This is a genomic window from Mesorhizobium sp. WSM4306 (assembly GCF_007003975.1).
Classification (GTDB): domain Bacteria; phylum Pseudomonadota; class Alphaproteobacteria; order Rhizobiales; family Rhizobiaceae; genus Mesorhizobium.
The window spans coordinates 197,187-216,131 of the sequence record NZ_VFTC01000001.1; the positions used below are offsets into that span (position 1 = coordinate 197,187).

At 62.8% G+C, this 18,945-nt stretch carries 18 protein-coding genes; 8 read left to right on the forward strand and 10 right to left on the reverse strand.

Annotation, left to right across the window (positions count from 1 at the left end):
- Positions 1–15: 15 nt before the first annotated feature.
- On the forward strand, positions 16–912 hold the full coding sequence (locus FJV77_RS01060) for an ankyrin repeat domain-containing protein (protein ID WP_142865022.1): 897 nt from the start codon (positions 16–18) through the stop codon (positions 910–912).
- An 84-nt stretch (positions 913–996) separates the two neighbouring features.
- Here the strand turns inward: FJV77_RS01060 and FJV77_RS01065 are convergent, their stop codons facing one another.
- Together FJV77_RS01065 and thrS are read right to left on the reverse strand one after the other, a co-directional pair.
- Entirely contained in the window at positions 997–1,935 is a 939-nt protein-coding gene (locus tag FJV77_RS01065) for a GNAT family N-acetyltransferase (RefSeq protein WP_142865023.1), read from the reverse strand.
- A gap of 84 nt (positions 1,936–2,019) precedes the next feature.
- Positions 2,020–3,993, reverse strand: coding sequence for a threonine--tRNA ligase (thrS, locus tag FJV77_RS01070; RefSeq protein ID WP_142865024.1), 1,974 nt, complete (start codon positions 3,991–3,993; stop codon positions 2,020–2,022).
- A 207-nt stretch (positions 3,994–4,200) separates the two neighbouring features.
- Between thrS and FJV77_RS01075 the strand changes: the two genes are divergently transcribed.
- Complete coding sequence (locus FJV77_RS01075) at positions 4,201–5,037, forward strand: SAM-dependent methyltransferase (RefSeq protein ID WP_142865025.1); 837 nt, start codon at positions 4,201–4,203, stop codon at positions 5,035–5,037.
- A gap of 12 nt (positions 5,038–5,049) precedes the next feature.
- Here FJV77_RS01075 and blaOXA read toward each other — a convergent pair whose 3' ends face one another.
- Positions 5,050–5,865: a class D beta-lactamase gene (gene blaOXA / locus FJV77_RS01080; RefSeq protein WP_142865026.1), complete on the reverse strand. Its 816-nt coding sequence runs from the start codon at positions 5,863–5,865 to the stop codon at positions 5,050–5,052.
- 156 nt (positions 5,866–6,021) lie between these two features.
- The gene (gene yidD, locus FJV77_RS01085; RefSeq protein WP_142865027.1) at positions 6,022–6,390 is read right to left on the reverse strand and encodes a membrane protein insertion efficiency factor YidD; all 369 of its coding nucleotides are present in this window, start codon (positions 6,388–6,390) and stop codon (positions 6,022–6,024) included.
- Between yidD and FJV77_RS32615 the strand changes: the two genes are divergently transcribed.
- The gene (locus FJV77_RS32615; protein WP_185973484.1) at positions 6,370–6,702 is read left to right on the forward strand and encodes a hypothetical protein; all 333 of its coding nucleotides are present in this window, start codon (positions 6,370–6,372) and stop codon (positions 6,700–6,702) included. The two genes, yidD and FJV77_RS32615, sit on opposite strands and share 21 nt — an antisense overlap.
- A gap of 65 nt (positions 6,703–6,767) precedes the next feature.
- Positions 6,768–7,679, forward strand: coding sequence for a LysR substrate-binding domain-containing protein (locus FJV77_RS01090; RefSeq protein ID WP_142865028.1), 912 nt, complete (start codon positions 6,768–6,770; stop codon positions 7,677–7,679).
- Between the two features lie 2 nt (positions 7,680–7,681).
- On the opposite strand, the gene FJV77_RS01095 is transcribed toward FJV77_RS01090, so the two are convergent.
- A complete protein-coding gene (locus tag FJV77_RS01095; protein WP_142865499.1) occupies positions 7,682–8,128 on the reverse strand; it encodes an iron-sulfur cluster assembly scaffold protein in 447 nt (148 codons plus the stop codon).
- 241 nt (positions 8,129–8,369) lie between these two features.
- Between FJV77_RS01095 and folE the strand changes: the two genes are divergently transcribed.
- The 3 genes from folE to FJV77_RS01110 all read left to right on the forward strand — a co-directional run bounded on the left by folE (position 8,370) and on the right by FJV77_RS01110 (position 10,668).
- Entirely contained in the window at positions 8,370–8,996 is a 627-nt protein-coding gene (folE, locus tag FJV77_RS01100; protein ID WP_142865029.1) for a GTP cyclohydrolase I FolE, read from the forward strand.
- Between the two features lie 163 nt (positions 8,997–9,159).
- Positions 9,160–9,612, forward strand: coding sequence for a phosphoribosyl-AMP cyclohydrolase (gene hisI, locus FJV77_RS01105; RefSeq protein WP_142865030.1), 453 nt, complete (start codon positions 9,160–9,162; stop codon positions 9,610–9,612).
- Between the two features lie 84 nt (positions 9,613–9,696).
- Complete coding sequence (locus tag FJV77_RS01110; protein ID WP_142865500.1) at positions 9,697–10,668, forward strand: patatin family protein; 972 nt, start codon at positions 9,697–9,699, stop codon at positions 10,666–10,668.
- A gap of 15 nt (positions 10,669–10,683) precedes the next feature.
- Here FJV77_RS01110 and recJ read toward each other — a convergent pair whose 3' ends face one another.
- The 5 genes from recJ to FJV77_RS01135 form a co-directional block, all read right to left on the reverse strand.
- A complete protein-coding gene (gene recJ / locus FJV77_RS01115; RefSeq protein ID WP_142865031.1) occupies positions 10,684–12,468 on the reverse strand; it encodes a single-stranded-DNA-specific exonuclease RecJ in 1,785 nt (594 codons plus the stop codon).
- Positions 12,469–12,528: 60 nt separating this feature from the next.
- Positions 12,529–13,512: a class II fructose-bisphosphatase gene (gene glpX / locus FJV77_RS01120; protein ID WP_142865032.1), complete on the reverse strand. Its 984-nt coding sequence runs from the start codon at positions 13,510–13,512 to the stop codon at positions 12,529–12,531.
- Between the two features lie 142 nt (positions 13,513–13,654).
- Positions 13,655–14,968: a homoserine dehydrogenase gene (locus FJV77_RS01125; RefSeq protein WP_142865033.1), complete on the reverse strand. Its 1,314-nt coding sequence runs from the start codon at positions 14,966–14,968 to the stop codon at positions 13,655–13,657.
- A gap of 151 nt (positions 14,969–15,119) precedes the next feature.
- Complete coding sequence (locus FJV77_RS01130; protein WP_142865034.1) at positions 15,120–16,337, reverse strand: LL-diaminopimelate aminotransferase; 1,218 nt, start codon at positions 16,335–16,337, stop codon at positions 15,120–15,122.
- Positions 16,338–16,428: 91 nt separating this feature from the next.
- Positions 16,429–16,893, reverse strand: coding sequence for a hypothetical protein (locus FJV77_RS01135; protein ID WP_246691104.1), 465 nt, complete (start codon positions 16,891–16,893; stop codon positions 16,429–16,431).
- 43 nt (positions 16,894–16,936) lie between these two features.
- Here FJV77_RS01135 and phaC point away from each other — a divergent pair, with 43 nt between their 5' ends.
- Positions 16,937–18,772, forward strand: coding sequence for a class I poly(R)-hydroxyalkanoic acid synthase (gene phaC, locus FJV77_RS01140; protein ID WP_142865035.1), 1,836 nt, complete (start codon positions 16,937–16,939; stop codon positions 18,770–18,772).
- Positions 18,773–18,945 lie beyond the last annotated feature (173 nt).

Sequence of the window (18,945 nt, forward strand, 5' to 3'; positions counted from 1 at the left end):
CTTGGGAGATGCCAAATGCGCATGTCCTTGCTCTTCATTCCACTACTGCTTGCACACATGCCGATTGAATCGCACGCCGCCGATATTCACGACGCCGCCACGAAGGGCGATGTCGCGGCGATCACGGCGGCGCTCGATGCAGGCGCCGGCGTCGATGAGAGCGATGGGCACGCGACACCACTCTATCTTGCGGTCAGGGGCGGGCATTTTGCGGCGGCAAAACTGCTCGTGGAACGCGGTGCCAACGTCAACGCCGTCCCGGACCCGCGTTTGGGTCCTGCCCTTATGCTGGCTTTGGCAAAACGCAGGATCGATTTGATCAATCTGTTGCTGGACGGGGGCGCAAATCCAAATTCGAAGCGCAGCCGCGAAAACGCTATCCACATCGCGGTCAATCTCGGTTGTCTCGATTGCGTGAAAGCACTGGTTGAGGCCGGCGCGGACGTGAATGCGAAGACAAAGGACGGCAAGACACCGCTCCATCTGGCAAAATTCAAGGGGCAACGCGAAATCGCTGACTATCTCATGTCGCACGGCGTCGTCTTGCCAACACCAGCCCCGATCTCGATGAAGTTGGCTGCTGCCGATGTCGAGAAAGGCCGAACCTACTTCACACATGTGTGCCACGGTTGCCACAATGCCGAGCCACAGGGAGGGATCAAAACGGGACCGAACTTATGGGGCGTCGTCGGCCGCGACAAGGCATCCATGGCAAATATGCGTTACTCCGACACCTTGCTGGGCTTGGAGGGTGTATGGACGTACGAGGACCTGAACAAATATCTGCTTGAGCCCATGCTCACCACGCCGGGCGTTTACATGGAGGTGCCTGGCGTCCCGGACGAGACCGAACGGGTCAACCTGATCGCCTACTTGCGTACACTCAGCGACAAACCGCTCCCACTGCCCTAGGAGCTATTGAGCAAAGGGCCGAGATTGGTCGAAACGTTGATCGACTGATCGTCGTTTATGAGTACACGCCCTAGTTAGCGTTTCTCAGGCGGCCTTGCGCAGGCGCGGCAGGAAATGGACGCGACCGCGCGGCTGGGCCGCCGGCGCCAAGTCGAAGACGCCGCGATGCAGACGCTCGAGCAAGGTCTTGCGGTCGCGCAGCGGTTCCAGTTCGTCCCAGCGCAGCACGTTGCCGACGCGAACGTCGATCGCCTTGCCGGACAGCCGTGCGAATTCGCGGATGAGCATTGAAAGGCGCAGCGTCAGCGACGCCCTGCCGACGAATTTCGCCACCCGCCCTTCACGCTCGGCCATGTTCATCGGGCCGCTGACCAGGTGGAACAGCCGCCCATTCTGACCCGAAAAATGCATCGGCACCACCGAGGCCTTGGCATCCTGCACGAGGCGCGCGGGAAACATCTTCCACGGCAGGTCGCGCGCCCGGCCAAAGCCTTTCGGCGCGGTGGCGACGCCGCCGGCCGGAAACACGACGATGGTGACGCCCTCTTTCAACAGCCGCACCGCCTCATGGCGCACAGCCATATTGTTCTTCACCGCGTCCTTGGTCTCGGAAAAGTCGATCGGCAGCGAGTACGGTTCCATCTCGCGGATCTTGAGCAGATCCTTGTGGATCATGACCCGGAACGGACGCCCGAGCTGCTCGACCAGAGACAGCACGGCAATGCCGTCGCCAATGCCGAACGGATGGTTGGCGACGATCACCAGCGGCGTGTCCGGCAGCTTCGCCGGCGGCCATTGATCGGTGCTGCGCACCTTGACGTCGATCAGCTCCAGCATGCGGCTGAACACGCGTTCGCCCGTCGGCGCCACCTGGCGGCGCCAGAAGTCGTAGAGCGCAGCATAGCGGTCGCGCCCCGACAGGCCTTCGATGGAATGGATGAACCAGCGCGTCAGCGCCGGCTGGCTCGCATTGGCATAGGAGAGCTCGGGAAACGGTCTTTCCCGCGTTTTCAGCTTGAGCATGGGGGCTCGTTACAGGGTTGGCGTGACAGGCATGTGAAAATGGCGGTGGATCGCTCCACCGCCATTCCTGGAGATATCGATGGATCAGGCCGCGCGCCGTCTGCGGTCGGGCGAAGTGGCCTCGTCGGACAGCAACTTGAGCGCATCGGTCAGCTTGAGCGATTCCTGGTCGCGGGAGCCGAGCCGGCGGATGTTGACCGTCTCCTCCTCCGCCTCTCGCTTGCCGCAGACGAGGATCACCGGAACCTTGGCCAGCGAATGCTCGCGGACCTTGTAGTTGATCTTCTCGTTGCGCAGGTCGGCTTCGGCGATAAGCCCCGCCGCCTTCAGCTGTGCGACAACCTTTCGCGCATAGTCGTCGGCATCCGAAGTAATAGTCGCCACCACCACCTGCAGCGGCGCGAACCACAGCGGGAAATGGCCGGAATAGTGCTCGGTCAGGATACCGAGGAAGCGCTCCATCGAGCCGCAGATGGCGCGATGCACCATCACCGGCTGCTTCTTTTCCGAATCCGAACCGATGTAGAAGGCGCCAAAGCGTTCCGGCAGGTTGAAGTCGACCTGCGTGGTGCCGCACTGCCATTCGCGGCCGATGGCGTCCTTCAGCACATACTCGAACTTCGGCCCATAGAAGGCGCCCTCGCCCGGATTGATCGAGGTCTTGATGCGGTTGCCCGACCGCGTCCGGATCGTATCCAGCACGCTGTTCATTATCGCTTCGGCGTGGTCCCAGGCCTCGTCGGTGCCGACGCGCTTGTCAGGCCGCGTCGACAGCTTCACGCTGACCTCGTCGAACCCGAAATCGGCATAAGTCGACAGGATCAGGTCATTGATGCGCAAACACTCGGCAGCGAGTTGATCCTCGGTGCAGAAGATATGCGCATCGTCTTGCGTGAAACCGCGCACACGCATCAGCCCGTGCAGCGCGCCGGACGGTTCGTAGCGATGTACATTGCCGAATTCTGCAAGCTTTACGGGCAGATCGCGATAGGATTTCAACCCATGCTTGAAGATCTGCACATGGCCCGGGCAGTTCATCGGCTTCAGCGCGAACACGCGGTCGTCGTCGGTGTCGTCGCCGGCCACTGTTACCTTGAACATGGCGTCGCGATACCAGCCCCAGTGGCCTGACGTCTCCCACAGGCTCTTGTCCAGAACCTGCGGTGCGTTGACCTCCTGGTAGCCCTGCTCGTCGAGGCGGCGGCGCATGTAGTTGACCAGGTTCTGGAACATCTTCCAGCCCTTGGCGTGCCAGAAGACGACGCCCGGTCCCTCCTCCTGGAAATGGAAGAGGTCCATCTCGCGGCCGAGTTTGCGGTGGTCGCGCTTCTCCGCCTCCTCCAGCATCGTCTGGTAGGCATCGAGTTCAGCCTGCTCGGCCCAGGCCGTGCCGTAGATGCGGGTCAGCATCGGGTTGTTCGAATCGCCGCGCCAATAGGCGCCGGCCACCTTCATCAGCTTGAAGGCATTGCCGATCTGCCCGGTCGAGGCCATGTGCGGGCCGCGGCAGAGGTCGAACCAGTCGCCCTGGGCATAGATCTTGAGATCCTGGTCCTCGGGAATGGCATCGATCAGCTCGAGCTTGTAGCGCTCGCCCTTCTCGGCAAACACCTTTTTCGCCTTGTCGCGCGACCAGACTTCCTTGGTGAACGGCTTGTTGCGCGCAATGATCTCGCGCATCTTCTTCTCGATCACCGGGAAATCGTCCGGCGTGAACGGCTCGTTGCGGGCGAAGTCGTAGTAGAATCCGTTCTCGATCACCGGGCCGATGGTCACCTGCGTTCCCGGCCATAGCTCCTGCACGGCTTCCGCCAGCACATGCGCCGCATCATGGCGGATGAGTTCCAACGCCCGCGGATCGGTACGGGTGATGATTTCGACCTTGCCGGACTTGCCGAGCGGGTCGGAAAGATCACGCACAGTGCCGTCGATGGCGTAGGCGACGGCTTTCTTGGCCAGCGACTTCGAGATCGATTCGGCCAGCCCAGCACCGGTCATCGCCGCGTCGTAGTCGCGAACGGAGCCATCGGGAAATGTCAGGGAAACGGAATTCAGCATCAGGTATCTCCTATCCAGTCCCGCAAACGAGCGCGGGTGGTCGTGGTGTGAAGCCGGAGGCATCCGGCAGCGGGCGGGTTTTAGAGGCCACGCGGCATCAGGTAAAGAGCCGTCATTGGCGCAGCCGTCAGGAATTGGCGCGACAGATGTCGCAGGCCAATCGCACAGGCTTGCGAATTTCCCCGACACGAGGTTGGAATCCCGGGCATGGAAGACGCAAAACCCAGCCGAACTGCCCTGGGCGTCGCGCGCATGCGGGCCCTCCACCAGTTCTCACCGCAGGCGGCGCTGTTTCGCGATCCCTACGCGATCGCGATTCTGAGGGAAGCCGCGCCCGCAGCGCAGGAACTCGAGAAGGAAGACGAGCACGGCCGGCGCATGCGCCTGTTCGTGGCCGCACGTGCCCGCCTTACTGAAGACTGGCTGGCGTCGGCGGTGCGACGGGGCGTCCCGCAAGTGGTGGTGCTTGGCGCCGGCCTCGACACGTTTTCGCTGCGCAATCCGTATCCCGATCTCGCCGTCTTCGAAGTCGATCACCCGGCGACACAGGCCTGGAAACGCAAATGCCTCGCCGATGCCGGCCTAGCTGAGCCGCCGGCCACAACGTTCGTGCCGGTCAATTTCGAGCGCCAGCGCCCTGCGGATGAGCTGGCATCGGCCGGTCTAAAACCGGCCGAGCCAGGTTTTTTCATCTGGCTGGGTGTCGTCCCTTATCTGACCCAGGACGCAATCTTCAGCACCCTGTCCTGGATTGCCGGCATGCCCGGTTCGGAGGTCGTCTTCGACTATAGCGAGCCGGCCGAGAACCGCGATGCGGCGGGACGGGCTGCCCTCTCCTTCCATGCAGCCCGCGTCGCCGCTGTCGGCGAGCCCTGGATCAGCTTCTTCGTCCCCCATGAATTGGCGCAATCTTTGGACGAACTCGGCTTCGATGAGATCGAAGATCTCGAAAGCAGCGATATCTTCGCCCGCTTTTCCAGAGCTCCGAAGGCAACGACTGCCAAGTCCGGCGGCCACCTCATCCGTGCTCGCCGAAGCGTTTAAGCCAAGGCAATATCACTTCACCAGCTGCGGCAAATCCTTCAGGAAAGCCGCGCGTGTCGCCGGGCCTTTCGGCGTGTCGATCGGCTTGGTATCGACGACAAGCCTAGCAAAGACGATCCGGCGTCCGCCCTTTTCGGCCCAGCCGACGAACCAGCCGAGCGATCGCTTGTCCTTGCTGTTGCCGAGCCTGGTGCTGCCGGTCTTGCCCTGCACCGTCCAGTCGCCGGCCTTAAAACTTGGCAGGACAGCCCTGGTCATCTCGTGCGCCTTGGCAGAAACCGGCATTCTGTCGGCAAGCAGCTGCCGCAGGAACGCTGTCTGCTCGACCGGCGATATCTCGAGCGAGGAATTAATCCAGGATTGCGTGAGCCCGTTGTCCTTGCCGGCATCGCCCGAGACATCCATGTTGCCGTAGCCGAATTTCGAGACATAGTCGGCAAAACTTTTCGCGCCGAGCCGGCGCACGATCTCGCGCGAGTACCACACGATCGAGTCGCGCTCCCAGACCGTCGGGTCGACGGTTTTGTGGTCGCGCTTCACCGCCTTGAACTCAGGCTTGTAGTCCCAGCGCGGCGTATGCGCGTCGATCAGGATGCCGCTGTCGTAACCAATCAATGCCAAGGGCACTTTGAAAGTAGACGCCGGACTGACGCGCCGGTCGCAGACGCCATTCTGATAGAGCGTCTCGCCGCTCGCCGCGTCCTGGATCAGGGTGCACGCGACATCGCCAAGCGGCGCCGATTGCGCCCGCATCGGAAACCCCAGGAACCAGGCCAGCAGGAACAGGACCGCGGCAATGATGAAGGGATGGATTTCGATCCGACGCATGTGAGCTCTCCTGGGAATGACAGGAGGCGCCTAACGAAGTGTCTTGGCTCGATTTTGACTCAAATGCGCAGTCTTTGTGCAGGCCGTTATTAACCCTACCGGATCGTAAAGAAATGCGGCCTTGGCGATCTGAATCAGGGGCCAAGAGCGCCGCCGTCAGGCTTCGCCGCGTTTCCTGCCGATCCGCCAATAACGCCAAGGTGTGAACCAGACATAGCGTGGGGAGAGCACCTCCGGAACACGGTCTATGCCATGCGTTCCGAACGGCCCGCAGCGCAGCACCCGAAACAGTCCCATCCAGCCGCCGGCCCACAGGCCGTGTCGGGCAATCGCCTCATGCGCGTATTCGGAACAGGTCGGCAGATGCCGGCAGGAATTGCCGACAAAGCCGGACAGCGTCAGCTGGTACAGCCGCACCAGCGACGTGCCGAAAATGCGGCCAGGCGTCCTGCGCCAGGGACCGGGCCAGTTGCGCCCGCGCTGGGTCTGTCCGGTGGCATGCACATGCCGGTGCTGGTCGCCCACGGCGATCTCTTTCTGAACGTGATCCCGAACCCATTTTGCGGGATCGGCTTGCGCTTCCAAGCCGATAGATGTGAGCTTCGGCAGGCAAACGCAATCCCCGTTCACTCACTTGCTTCCCTGTCGGCTTCAGGGTCGCGAGCGGCGAAAGGGATGCCGCTCGGCTGGAGCCGCCCAGCGGGTGGCCGGCCTTTCCTCGATGCGCGGGGCGTGATGCCGCCTGTCGCCATGCCATTGAAACGTCGCGATCCGCATCACATCGCCGAAGATTTCCAGAAACTGGATCATATCCGTGTCTCCTGTGAGACGGATTAGACGCCCACTGGTCTTCGCCTTCAAACGAGTATAATTTCCGCTTCGGATAACTTTGGGTTATGCGAATGAAGCGCGGGCGGCTGCCGCTGACGGCGTTGCGGAGTTTCGAGGCAGCCGGCCGGCAATTGAGTTTCAGCCGGGCCGCCGAGGAACTGTTCGTCTCGCAGGCCGCCATCAGCCGGCAGATCCGCGAACTCGAGCAGTTCCTGCGCCGGCCTTTGTTCCACCGCCATCACCGCCGCGTCGAGCTGACCGAGGCCGGCCAGCGCTTGCTCGATCAGTTGGTCAGGAGTTTCGACGACATCGACAGGCTGCTTTCGGACCTGGTGGCGGCCCCGGCGCAGTCCGTGGTTCGCGTCAGCGTCGAGCCATCGCTGGCCTCGGTATGGCTGTTGCCGCGGCTCAACCGCTTCAGCCAGTTGCGGCCCGATATCGACGTTTCCCTCGAGGTCGACCCAAGGCCGATCGAGTTCCGCAGCGATCAGCCCGAACTTGCCCTGCGCTTCAGCGCACGCGCCACCTCTTGGCCGCGCAGCGAGGCCGAATGGCTTGCCTCGACCGTGGATTCACCAGTCCTGTCGCCGGCCTTGCTTGCGTCGGGCCCGGCTCTCGAAAGGCCGCTCGACCTTGCCCGCTACACGCTGTTGCATGAGGAAAACCGTCAAGGCTGGGCGCGCTGGTTCGAAGCGGCCGGGGTGGCCGCCGACGCCATTCCGGCGCGCGGCCCGATGCTGGCGGATGTGTCGCTGTCGAAGCAGGCGGCCCTGCTCGGCCACGGCGTGGCGCTGGGCGACCTTTTGCAGATCGGCGAGGAGATTGCGTCGGGCGCGCTGGTCAAGCCCTTCGAACTTGACGTCGCCTCCGGGGCCTATTTTTTGGTTGCCAAAAGTTTGAAGAATCTGCCGGAGCCGGCCAAGGCCTTTGCCGACTGGGTGAGAAGCGAATTTGCCGAAAGCAGACGGGCGCAGGACGGATAGGGTCAAGCCGCCTGTTCGGCGCGTTTCTTCTCGATCTGGCCGATGGCATCGACGACCGCATCGAAGGTCAGCATGGTCGAGGCGTGGCGCGCCTTATAGTCGCGCACGGGTTCCAGATATCTGAGATCAGCAAAGCGGCCTTCTGGCGGCGCCCCGTTTTCCTTGAGCATCTTAAGCATGGTGTCGCGCACCGCGCGCAGTTCGTCGGCGCTGGCGCCGATGACCTGCTGAGCCATGATCGAGGACGAGGCTTGGCCGAGCGCGCAGGCCTTCACGTCATGGGCGAAATCGGTGACGACGCCGTCATCCATCTTGAGATCGACGGTTACCGTTGAGCCGCACAATTTGGAATGGGCACGTGCCGTCGCGTCGGGATGATCGAGCCGGCCGATGCGTGCGATGTTTCCGGCAAAACCCAGAATTTTCGCATTGTAGACATCGTCAATCATATTTTTCCAATCCGTCGCCGCCAAGCGAACAGCGATTGCCGCTATGGCGTCTTTCATTCGCTGGGCACGACCATATATAATGCTGGCAGTCGGGTATCGACAAGGCAACGCAAAGCCGCCGTCCTTGCCCATTCGTTCACGCCGCTTGCGGGCTGGAAACCGGGCGGGTTTCCAACACCCGAAAGGTCGTGGTCCGTTCAACTCGTTCCTCCTGAGAGAGGAACTACGGGAGACGCCTTTAATGGATGCCGTCATCAAGAAGATCATGCCCCCCTCCGACTATCTGGAGAAGCCGGTCACCCACAGGCCGAGCGAGGCCGAGGTCGAGGCCGCCGTTCGCACGCTGCTGCGCTGGACCGGCGACAATCCGGAGCGCGAGGGCCTGATCGACACGCCGAAGCGCGTCACCAAGGCATTCCTCGAAATGTTCAACGGCTACGACATGTGCCCCGCCGAGGAGCTCGGCCGCACCTTCGAGGAAGTCGCCGGTTATGACGACCTCGTCATCGTCAAGGACATCAAGTTCCACTCGCACTGCGAGCACCACATGGTGCCGATCATCGGCAAGGCGCATGTTGGCTACCTGCCCGACGGCAAGGTGGTCGGCCTGTCCAAGATTGCGCGCGTCGTCGACATCTTTGCCCATCGCCTGCAGACCCAGGAAGCGATGACCGCGCAGATCGCCGGCGTCATCCAGGACGTGCTCAACCCGCGCGGCGTTGCCGTCATGCTCGAGGCCGAGCATATGTGCATGGCCATGCGCGGCATCCGCAAGCAGGGCTCCACCACGCTGACCTCGACCTTCACCGGCGTTTTCAAGGATACGCCAGAAGAGCAGGTCCGTTTCGTCACCATGGTGCGCGGCTAACCGTCTGCCAACACCTGCCAAAGGCGTAGCCTAAGTCGAAAATGGTGGTTTCCGTGGTCCGGAGCTGAGCGTATTTAAGTACGTGAGCACCGGAAGCGTAGGATGCAGCCATTTTGCGGGCCCGGCCTCCCCTGAATATCTTTGGATCGAACAAGGACCGGTAATGTCGGCACTGCAATTTCCCGAAGCTCCGGCAGACAAGAAAGCGCTGGAGGAAGGCGTAGTCCTTTCGCCGCGCTTCGATGCGGCCGGTCTCGTCACCGTGGTCGTCACCGATGCCGAGGACGGCATCCTGCTGATGGTCGCGCATATGAATGCCGAGGCGCTGGCGCTGACGCTGGAGACCGGCATTGCCCATTACTGGTCGCGCTCGCGCAACGCGCTGTGGAAGAAGGGCGAGACCTCCGGCAATTTTCAGCATGTTGTCGAGATGCGGACCGACTGCGACCAGGACGCCTTATGGCTTCGCGTGAAAGTGTTGGGCCACGACGCAACCTGTCACACCGGCCGGCGTTCATGTTTTTATCGGACGGTGGGGCTCAACGACGGCAAGGCAACCCTTGCCGACGATGGCAGTAAGATGCTGTTCGATGCGGACCAGACGTATCGGAAGTGAACCATTCAACAGTCACAAGCCACTCATATTCACTATTTTCAAACGTCCTTCCTTTAGAACGGACATGGGACAAGGGAGATCATGATGCTCGAATGGGCGTCATTGCGTAGCAGACCAGACGCGCGGGAGGCCAATGGCCCCTCATCGTCCGGCGGCGTGCCTGACCCGCAACCTGCGGGGAAGACAGGCATTTCGCTCGCGCTGGGCGGCGGCTGCGCACGCGGCTGGGCGCATATCGGCGTGCTGCGCGCGCTCGACGAGGCTGGCATCGAAGTCTCGATGATCGCCGGCACCTCGATCGGCGCGCTGGTCGGCGGCTGCTACATCGCCGGCAAGCTGGACGAGCTCGAGGAATTCGCACGCAGCCTGACCAAGCGCCGCCTCTTCGGCCTGCTCGATCTCAATCTGCGCGGCAGTGGCCTGTTCGGCGGCATGAAACTGGACGCCAGGCTGCGCGAGCACATGGCCGGCATCCGCTTCGAGGACCTGACGAAACCCTTCGTCGCTGTTGGCGCCGAAATCCGCACCGGCCATGAAATATGGCTGTCGAGCGGCTCGCTGATCACCGCCATGCGGGCCTCCTATGCGTTGCCCGGCGTGTTCGAGCCGGTGAATTGTAACGGCCGCGTGCTGGTCGACGGTGCGCTGGTCAACCCGGTGCCGGTTTCGGTCTGCCGAGCCTACGAGCAGCCGTTGGTCGTCGCGGTCAACCTTCACTACGATCTGTTCGGCCGTGCCGCCGTCATCAAGCACAGCGCCGGCGAATTGTTCATCGAGAAGGACGCGCCCCGGCCGGGCCAGGCCGACCCCGACCACCAAGCGCACCAGACGCGCCTCGGCATCACCGGTGTCATGGTCGAGGCCTTCAACATCATCCAGGATCGGATTTCGCGCGCAAGACTGGCCGGCGACCCGCCCGACATGTCGCTGCAGCCCAAGCTCAGCCATATCGGCCTGACCGAATTCCACCGCGCCGACGAGGCGATCAGCCTCGGCTATCAGGCGACGAAGGCGCAGATCAACGAGTTGAAGCGGCTGCAGACGGTTCTGGCTTAGGCGAATTCGGCAATCTCAGGCCTTTGCCGCGTCGGTGATGCGGAACTGCACCGTGCGGTTCCCGTTCCAGTAATTGCCCGACAACGAGCCGGCGACATGGATCGTCTTGCCGCGGTTCTTGAACAGGAATTCGCCGAGCGCGGTATCAACGGATCGAAAGGCGATGGCTTGGATGCGGCCGCCGCTTTCCGACTGGAGGTCGGCCCGGATGTGGTTGGTGCCGACAGCACGAGCATCGGCCAACCGATGACGCGGCAACGCGAACACCGGCGCGACATGGGCGGCGCCGAACGGTCCGGCCTTTTCCAGCGCATCGAGGAGAGCAAGGTTAGCGCCTTCGGCGGCAAGCGCGCCGTCAATGGCCAGGCTTTCCTCGTCCTGCAACCGAAACACCTCGGCCGCCGCGCGCTCCTCGAAGAAGGCCCGGAGTTCACCGAGCTTTGCGCGCTCCACCGTGATGCCGGCCGCCATGCCATGGCCGCCACCCTTGACGATCAGTCCGGCATCGGCCGCTTCGCGCACCAGCCGCCCGAGGTCGAAGCCCGACACCGAACGGCCCGAACCGGTGCCGATGCCATTGGCGTTGAAGGCGATAGCGAAGGCCGGCCGCCGCGCGTGATCCTTCAGCCGCGAAGCGATCAGCCCGACGATGCCGGGGTGCCAGCTGGTGCTCGCGGTGACGATGACGGCAGGGCCATTGCCGCCGGCAAGCTCGGCATCGGCCTCGGCACGCGCCGCGGCCAGCATCTCCAACTCCATCTGCTGGCGTTCCTGGTTGAGCCGGTCGAGCGTCTCGGCAATCGTGCCTGCCTCGACCGGATCGTCGGTGGCGAGCAGCCGGCTGCCAAGGGCTGCGTCGCCGATGCGGCCGCCGGCATTGATGCGCGGCCCGATCAGATAGGCGAGATGAAAGGTGCTGATCGGCTCGCCGATGCGCGACACCCGCGCCAGGGCGGCCAGCCCCTCATTCTTCTGCTGGCGCGCCATCTGCAGCCCCTTGACCACGAAGGCGCGGTTGACGCCGATGAGCGGCACCACGTCGCAAACCGTCGCGAGCGCCGCCAAGTCGAGCAGCGACAGCAGGTCCGGCTGCGCGGCATCGGGCATACGGCTGCGCAGGATCCTCGCCGTCTGCACCAGGGCGAGGAAGACGACACCGGCTGCGCATAGATGGCCCTGTCCGGAAAGATCGTCCTCGCGATTGGGATTGACGACTGCGGTCGCCTCCGGCAGCGCGCCGCCGACCTGATGGTGATCGAGCACCACGACATCGGCGCCTGCGGCTTTGGCCGCATCGATGGAGACGGCGCTGTTGGTGCCGCAATCGACGGTGACTATCAGCGTCGCGCCACGCGAGACCAATTCGCGCATGGCCTCCGGATTGGGCCCATAGCCCTCGAAAATGCGGTCCGGAATATAGATTTCAGACGGCACGGAGAAGTGCGTCAGGAAGCGTTTGAGCAGCGCCGACGAGGCGGCGCCGTCGACATCGTAGTCGCCGAAGATCGCCACTTTTTCCTTGGCCATGACCGCTTCGGCGATACGAGCGGCGGCCTTGTCCATGTCGGTCAGCGAGGCCGGGTCCGGCAACAGGTCGCGAATCGTCGGATCGAGGAAGCGCTCGGCCTGGTCGGCGGTGACACCGCGCCCGGCCAGCACGCGCGCGACAATGTCGGGCACGCCGTGGCCCTGCGCGATGGCAAGCGCCGTCATGTCCTGCCGTTCGCTCAACCGGTGTTCCCAGGAAACACCGGTCGCCGACTGCCTGACATCGAGGAAAAGGCGTTTGTCGCCCGTCATAGGAGGCGTCGTCTGCAGATTATCATTTCCGGCAATATGCGACGGCTAAACAGGAAAGTCTCAAAACTTTTCCAGATCCTGGTGACGCGCCTTGATCTCGCGCACGGTGCGCGACGACGAGCGCAGCACGATGGTGTGCGTGGTGATGGAATTGCTGCCGAACTTCACGCCGGCCAGCATGTTACCGTCGGTGACGCCGGTCGCGGCAAACAGCACGTCGCCGCGCGCCATGTCCTCGGCGCGGTAGATCCGCTTCGGATCGGCAATGCCCATTTTTGCCGCGCGTGCCACCTTTTCCTGTGTGTCGAGGATCAGCCGGCCCTGCATCTGGCCGCCGGTGCAGCGCAGCGCCGCCGCGGCCAGCACGCCTTCCGGCGCACCGCCGGTGCCGAGATAGATGTCGATGCCGGTCTCCTCCGGATCGGTGGTGTGGATGACGCCGGCGACGTCGCCGTCGCCGATCAGCCGGATCGCCGCACCCGTGGCGCGAACCGCCTCGATCAGCCTTTCATGGCGGGGCCGGTCGAGAATGCAAGCGGTGATCTCGGACACCGCGACGCCTTTGGCCCTGGCCAGGCTGGCGATGTTTTCGGCCGGCGAGGCATCGATGTCGATGACGCCTTCGGCATAGCCCGGACCGATAGCGATCTTGTCCATATAGACATCGGGCGCAAACAACAGGCTGCCCTTTTCGGCAATGGCGATGACGGCCAGTGCGTTGGGCAGGTTCTTGGCGCAGATCGTCGTGCCTTCGAGCGGATCGAGCGCGATATCGACCGCCGGACCGATGCCGCTGCCGACTTCTTCGCCGATATAGAGCATCGGCGCCTCGTCGCGTTCGCCCTCGCCGATCACCACCGTGCCCTTGATGGCGAGGCGATTGAGCTCCTGGCGCATGGCGTCGACCGCGGCCTGGTCGGCGGCCATCTCGTCGCCGCGCCCGCGCAATCTGGCGGCGGCGACCGCGGTGCGCTCGGTGACGCGCACGAGTTCCATGGTGAGTATCCGGTCGAGACCGGCGACTATGTTCTGAGCCACATTCATCGGGAGAAGTCCTCGTTCACAATGCGCCTCCGCCAGGGGCGCGCTTCTTGTGTCAAAGCTCTATGACAACGGCAAGACTTGCCGCATCAATTTTTTAAAATTGCAGCAATATCAATCGATTAAACGAAAAATATGACTGGAGCTAGCCGGCCCGCTCGATGCGGATAACTTGCGGCTTGTCTGTGAGATGGCCGTCCTTGGTGATGCCGTCGACAGCCTTACGCACCGCCGCTTCGGTCGTCTCGTGGGTGACCAGGATCACTGTCTTCTGCGCGTCGGTTTCCGGCCCGGCCGCGTGCTGGACGATCGATTCCAGCGAAATATCATTGTCGGCCATGCGCTTGGCGATTGCGGCAAACACACCAATGCGATCGTGCACGGTAAGCCGGATGAAATAGCCACCGGCATGGCTGCGCATCTGCGCCTTCTTGTATGGGCGCAATTCCTTGGCCGGCAGGCCGAAAACCGGACCGTGCTGGAAGCCCGGCCGGCTCTTGGCAATGTCGGCGATGTCGCCGACCACCGCCGAGGCGGTGGCGTTGCCGCCAGCGCCAGGGCCGGAGAGCAGAAGTTCGCCCAGAATGTCGGTTTCGATCGCCACCGCATTGGTCACACCATGCACCTGCGCAATCACCGAGGCTGTCGGCACCATGGTCGGGTGCACGCGCTGTTCGATGCCGCTGTCGGTGCGCTGTGCGACGCCGAGCAGCTTTATCCGGTAGCCGAGATCGCCGGCGGCGCGGATGTCGGCCTGGCTGATGTTGGAAATGCCTTCCATGTAGATGTCGTTGGCGGCGATCCTGGTACCGAAGGCCAGGCTGGTCAGGATCGACAGTTTGTGCGCCGTGTCATGGCCTTCGATGTCGAAGGTCGGATCGGCTTCGGCATAGCCCAGCCGCTGCGCGTCCTTCAGGCAGGCGTCGAAGGAAATGCCCTCGGCCTCCATGCGGGTCAGGATGTAGTTGCAGGTGCCGTTGAGGATGCCGAAGACGCGGTTAACCGAATTGCCGGCCATCGCCTCGCGCAGCGTCTTGATGACCGGAATGCCACCGGCGACCGCCGCCTCGTAGTTGAGCAGCACGCCCTTCTTCTCGGCGATTTCGGCCAACGCCACGCCATGCTTGGCCAACAGCGCCTTGTTGGCGGTGACGACATGGCGCCCGGCTTCAAGAGCTGCCTTGACCGAAGAGCGCGCCGCCCCTTCGTCGCCGCCGATCAGTTCGACAAAGACGTCGATCTCGGCGGTCTGCGCCATTTTGACCGGATCGTCGAACCATTTGGCGGCGCCGAGATCGACGCCGCGGTCACGCTTGGCATCGCGGGCCGAAACGGCAGTCACGATCACATCGCGGCCGCACTGGCGCGTCAATTCGGCCGCCTTGTCGCGCAGCACGCGCGCCACCGAGGCGCCGACAGTGCCGAGACCCGCAATTCCAACACGCAACGCTTCAGCCATGTCCGGCGACGCCCCTCAAACTTTGCTCAATTAAGATGTGCGGCGACCTTAGAGCAATTCCAGGAAAAGTGTGAAACGGTTTTCCGTCCGGAATTGCGTCAAAAACAATGAGTTAGAGCAGATCGTCGTTTCCGTGAAACGGTGAACTGCTCTAGCGATGCGCGGCGAGCGGCACCACATTGTTCGGCTGCTTGGCGCTGGACGCCAGGAAGCGCTTGATGTTGCGCGCCGCCTGACGGATCCGGTGCTCGTTTTCGACCAGTGCGATGCGCACATGATCGTCGCCATGCTCGCCGAAGCCGATGCCCGGCGCCACCGCCACGTCGGCGTGCTCGATCAGGAGCTTGGAAAACTCGAGCGAGCCGAGATGCTTGAACGGCTCCGGGATCGGCGCCCAGGCAAACATCGAGGCCGCCGGTGCGGGAATGGTCCAGCCGGCGCGGCTGAAGGCGTCGACCATGACGTCGCGGCGCTTCAAATAGACCTCGCGCACTTCGGCGATGTCGGCGCCGTCGCCATTCAGCGCATATGCCGCCGCCACCTGGATCGGCGTGAAGGCGCCGTAATCGAGATAAGACTTCACCCGGGTCAGCGCCGAGATCAGCCGCTCATTGCCGACGGCAAAGCCCATCCGCCAGCCCGGCATGGAAAAGGTTTTCGACATCGAGGTGAACTCGACGCAGACATCGATGGCGCCCGGCACCTGTAGCACCGAAGGCGGCGGATTGCCGTCGAAATAGATTTCCGAATAGGCAAGGTCCGACAGGATGATGATGTCGTTCTTCTTGGCGAAGGCAACGACGTCCTTGTAGAAATCGAGCGAGGCGACCAGCGCCGTCGGGTTCGACGGATAGTTGAGGATCAGCGCCAGCGGCTTCGGGATCGAGTGACGGACACCGCGCTCGAGCGCCGGAATGAAGCCGTCATCCGGCTCGACCTGCAGCGAGCGGATGACGCCGCCAGACATGATGAAGCCGAAAGCATGGATCGGATAGGTCGGGTTGGGGCACAGGATCACGTCGCCGGGCGCGGTGATCGCCTGCGCCATGTTGGCGAAGCCTTCCTTCGAGCCGAGCGTGGCCACCACCTGGGTATCGGGATTGAGCTTCACCCCGAAGCGGCGCTGATAGTAGGCGGCCTGGGCGCGGCGCAGGCCGGGAATGCCGCGCGAGGAGGAATAGCGATGCGTGCGCGGATCGCGCACCACTTCGCATAATTTGTCGACGATCGCCTTCGGCGTCGGCAGGTCCGGATTGCCCATGCCAAGGTCGATAATGTCGGCGCCGCGCGAACGGGCACTGGCCTTCAGCCGGTTGACCTGCTCGAACACGTAAGGCGGAAGCCGGCGGACCTTGTGAAATTCTTCCATGTCAGTTCCAGACGATTAGAATTGGCTTTGGCAGAGTTGGCTTGGCAAAGCGGACCTTGGCAAAGGTGGGCTTTCGGCGCGCCATATAACCCTATTTGCAGGTAGGGTCGAGGGCGGGATCGCATTTGGCCTCGATCTGCTTCAGCGTATCCTTGCCATGGTTCTTCGCCAGCGAGTTCAGGGCCGCCGGGCTGGTGGACGGGACACCGCCGCCGCCCTTGCTCTGCTGCCCCTGCTGTTCGCCCTTCAGCAGGGCAAGCTTGGCCTGGGTCTCCTCAGGGGTCAGCTGCTTTGCCGCTACCTGCGGCGGGATGTTGAGGTTTGGATAGGAGCCGGTGTCCTGCGCGCCCTGGGTCAGGCCGACATTCATCCCGTTGCCCGTGTTGGCGCTTGTGCAACCGCCTGCTGCCAACAATCCTGGCGCTAGAAAAGCTGTCGCCACGGCGATGCGGCAAAAGCGGCCTGCCCCCGAAAAAATGGTCTTGCCGGTGTTAATCGTCATATTGTTTTCCTGGCAGCCGGGGTACAGCGCATTGGACCCGGTCAGATGTCCCATGATAATATGTCAAGAAAACGCCTCGGGAGGAACCCCGCGAGCCATGTCCAAAGCACCCGATTCGAGCAAAGCGGAAGATGATCAATCTTCGACCGTCGAGCAATATCTGGTGAAAGACCCGGAACGCTTCGCGTTGAACATGGCGCGCATGGTCGAGCAGGCCGGCAAGGCGGCCTCCGCCTGGGCCGAGCCGCGCGAAAAGGGCGAGGTGCGCGATCACGTTGCCGAACCCGTGGTCGACATGGTCAAAACCTTCTCCAAGCTCAGCGAATACTGGCTGGCCGATCCGCAACGCGCGCTGGAAGCGCAGACGCGGCTGTTCGCCGGCTACATGACGGTCTGGGGAAACGCCATCCAGCGCATCAGCCCGAATGCCGAGGCGCCCGACGATGCGGTCAAGCCAGAGCGCGGCGACAAGCGCTTCCAGGACCCTGAATGGGGCCGCAACGCGTTCTTCGACTTCCTCAAACAGGCCTATCTCGTCACCTCGCGCTGGGCGGCCGACCTTGTCGAGCACGCCGAAGGCCTCGACGACCACACCCGCCACAAGGCGAGCTTCTACGTCAAGCAGGTGTCCAACGCCATCTCGCCGTCGAACTTCATCCTGACCAATCCGGAGCTGTTTCGCGAAACCGTCGCCTCGAATGGCGAAAACCTGGTGCGCGGCATGAAGATGCTGGCCGAGGACATAGCCGCCGGCAAGGGCGACTTGAAGCTGAGACAAGCCGACTATTCGCCCTTCGAGATCGGCAAGAACGTCGCGACGTCACCCGGCAAGGTGGTCGGCCGCAGCGATGTCGCCGAGATCATCCAGTACGATCCTACGACCGAGACCGTGCTCAAGCGGCCGCTGCTGATCTGCCCGCCCTGGATCAACAAATACTACATACTCGATCTCAACCCGCAGAAATCCTTCATCCGCTGGGCGATCGAGCAGGGTCACACCGTGTTCGTCATTTCCTGGATCAATCCCGACGAGCGCCACGGCGCCAAGGGCTGGGAAGCTTACATCCGAGAGGGCCTGCAATACGGCCTCGACACGATCGAGAAGGCGACCGGCGAGAAGGAGGTCAACGCCATCGGCTACTGCGTCGGCGGCACGCTGTTGGCGGCCGCCCTCGCCCTGCTGGCGCAGGAAGGCGACAACCGCATCAAGTCGGCGACCTTCTTCACCACGCAGGTCGACTTCACCCATGCCGGCGACCTGAAAGTCTTCGTCGACGAGGACCAGGTGGCGGCGGTCGAGAAATCGATGAATGAGAAGGGCTATCTCGACGGCACCAAGATGGCGACCGCCTTCAACATGCTGCGCTCGGGCGACCTGATCTGGCCCTATGTCATCAACAATTACATGCGCGGCAAGGATCCCCTGCCCTTCGACCTGCTCTACTGGAACGCCGATTCCACCCGCATGGCGGCGGCCAACCATTCCTTCTATCTGCGCAACTGCTATCTCGAGAACAATCTGACGCGCGGCGTGATGGAGCTCGCCGGGCGCATTGTGTCGCTCGCCGATGTCACCATCCCGGTCTACAATCTGGCGTCGAAGGAAGATCACATCGCGCCGGCGCTTTCGGTGTTCCTCGGTTCGCAATATTTCGGCGGCGACGTCGAGTATGTAATGGCCGGCTCCGGCCACATCGCCGGTGTCGTCAATCCGCCGGCGGCCAAGAAGTATCAGTACTGGACCGGCGGCAAGCCGGTGGGCGATTTTGGCCTGTGGTTCGCCAATGCGGTAGAGCATCCCGGCTCCTGGTGGACGCACTGGCAGCACTGGATCGAGACCCAGGACGACACCCTCGTTCCCGCCCGCAAACCGGGCAAGCATATGAAAACCCTGGGTGATGCCCCCGGCACCTATGTGAAGGTGCGAGTGTAACGGACTGTAATGTCTGGTGAGTTGACGGGCCGGCAAAACGGGGCGAAATGGTGTCGTCAACCATCAAGTAGCCTCAATTCACCTCCAACGAGCGATTAATTCAGAGGCTTGCAGAATTGACACAAGTCTCGTTTCCGGTTTGGGAACACAGGGTTATTGGACGTGAATGTTTC

Excerpts from the sequence above, each read along its gene's own strand:
- FJV77_RS01060 (WP_142865022.1), top strand. The coding sequence starts at position 16 with ATGCGCATGTCCTTGCTCTTCATTCCACTACTGCTTGCACACATGCCG.
- FJV77_RS01065 (WP_142865023.1), bottom strand. The coding sequence starts at position 1,935 with ATGCTCAAGCTGAAAACGCGGGAAAGACCGTTTCCCGAGCTCTCCTAT.
- thrS (WP_142865024.1), bottom strand. The coding sequence starts at position 3,993 with ATGCTGAATTCCGTTTCCCTGACATTTCCCGATGGCTCCGTTCGCGAC.
- FJV77_RS01075 (WP_142865025.1), top strand. The coding sequence starts at position 4,201 with ATGGAAGACGCAAAACCCAGCCGAACTGCCCTGGGCGTCGCGCGCATG.
- blaOXA (WP_142865026.1), bottom strand. The coding sequence starts at position 5,865 with ATGCGTCGGATCGAAATCCATCCCTTCATCATTGCCGCGGTCCTGTTC.
- FJV77_RS32615 (WP_185973484.1), top strand. The coding sequence starts at position 6,370 with ATGCCGGTGCTGGTCGCCCACGGCGATCTCTTTCTGAACGTGATCCCG.
- FJV77_RS01090 (WP_142865028.1), top strand. The coding sequence starts at position 6,768 with ATGAAGCGCGGGCGGCTGCCGCTGACGGCGTTGCGGAGTTTCGAGGCA.
- FJV77_RS01095 (WP_142865499.1), bottom strand. The coding sequence starts at position 8,128 with ATGATTGACGATGTCTACAATGCGAAAATTCTGGGTTTTGCCGGAAAC.
- folE (WP_142865029.1), top strand. The coding sequence starts at position 8,370 with ATGGATGCCGTCATCAAGAAGATCATGCCCCCCTCCGACTATCTGGAG.
- hisI (WP_142865030.1), top strand. The coding sequence starts at position 9,160 with ATGTCGGCACTGCAATTTCCCGAAGCTCCGGCAGACAAGAAAGCGCTG.
- FJV77_RS01110 (WP_142865500.1), top strand. The coding sequence starts at position 9,697 with ATGCTCGAATGGGCGTCATTGCGTAGCAGACCAGACGCGCGGGAGGCC.
- recJ (WP_142865031.1), bottom strand. The coding sequence starts at position 12,468 with ATGACGGGCGACAAACGCCTTTTCCTCGATGTCAGGCAGTCGGCGACC.
- glpX (WP_142865032.1), bottom strand. The coding sequence starts at position 13,512 with ATGAATGTGGCTCAGAACATAGTCGCCGGTCTCGACCGGATACTCACC.
- FJV77_RS01125 (WP_142865033.1), bottom strand. The coding sequence starts at position 14,968 with ATGGCTGAAGCGTTGCGTGTTGGAATTGCGGGTCTCGGCACTGTCGGC.
- FJV77_RS01130 (WP_142865034.1), bottom strand. The coding sequence starts at position 16,337 with ATGGAAGAATTTCACAAGGTCCGCCGGCTTCCGCCTTACGTGTTCGAG.
- FJV77_RS01135 (WP_246691104.1), bottom strand. The coding sequence starts at position 16,893 with ATGGGACATCTGACCGGGTCCAATGCGCTGTACCCCGGCTGCCAGGAA.
- phaC (WP_142865035.1), top strand. The coding sequence starts at position 16,937 with ATGTCCAAAGCACCCGATTCGAGCAAAGCGGAAGATGATCAATCTTCG.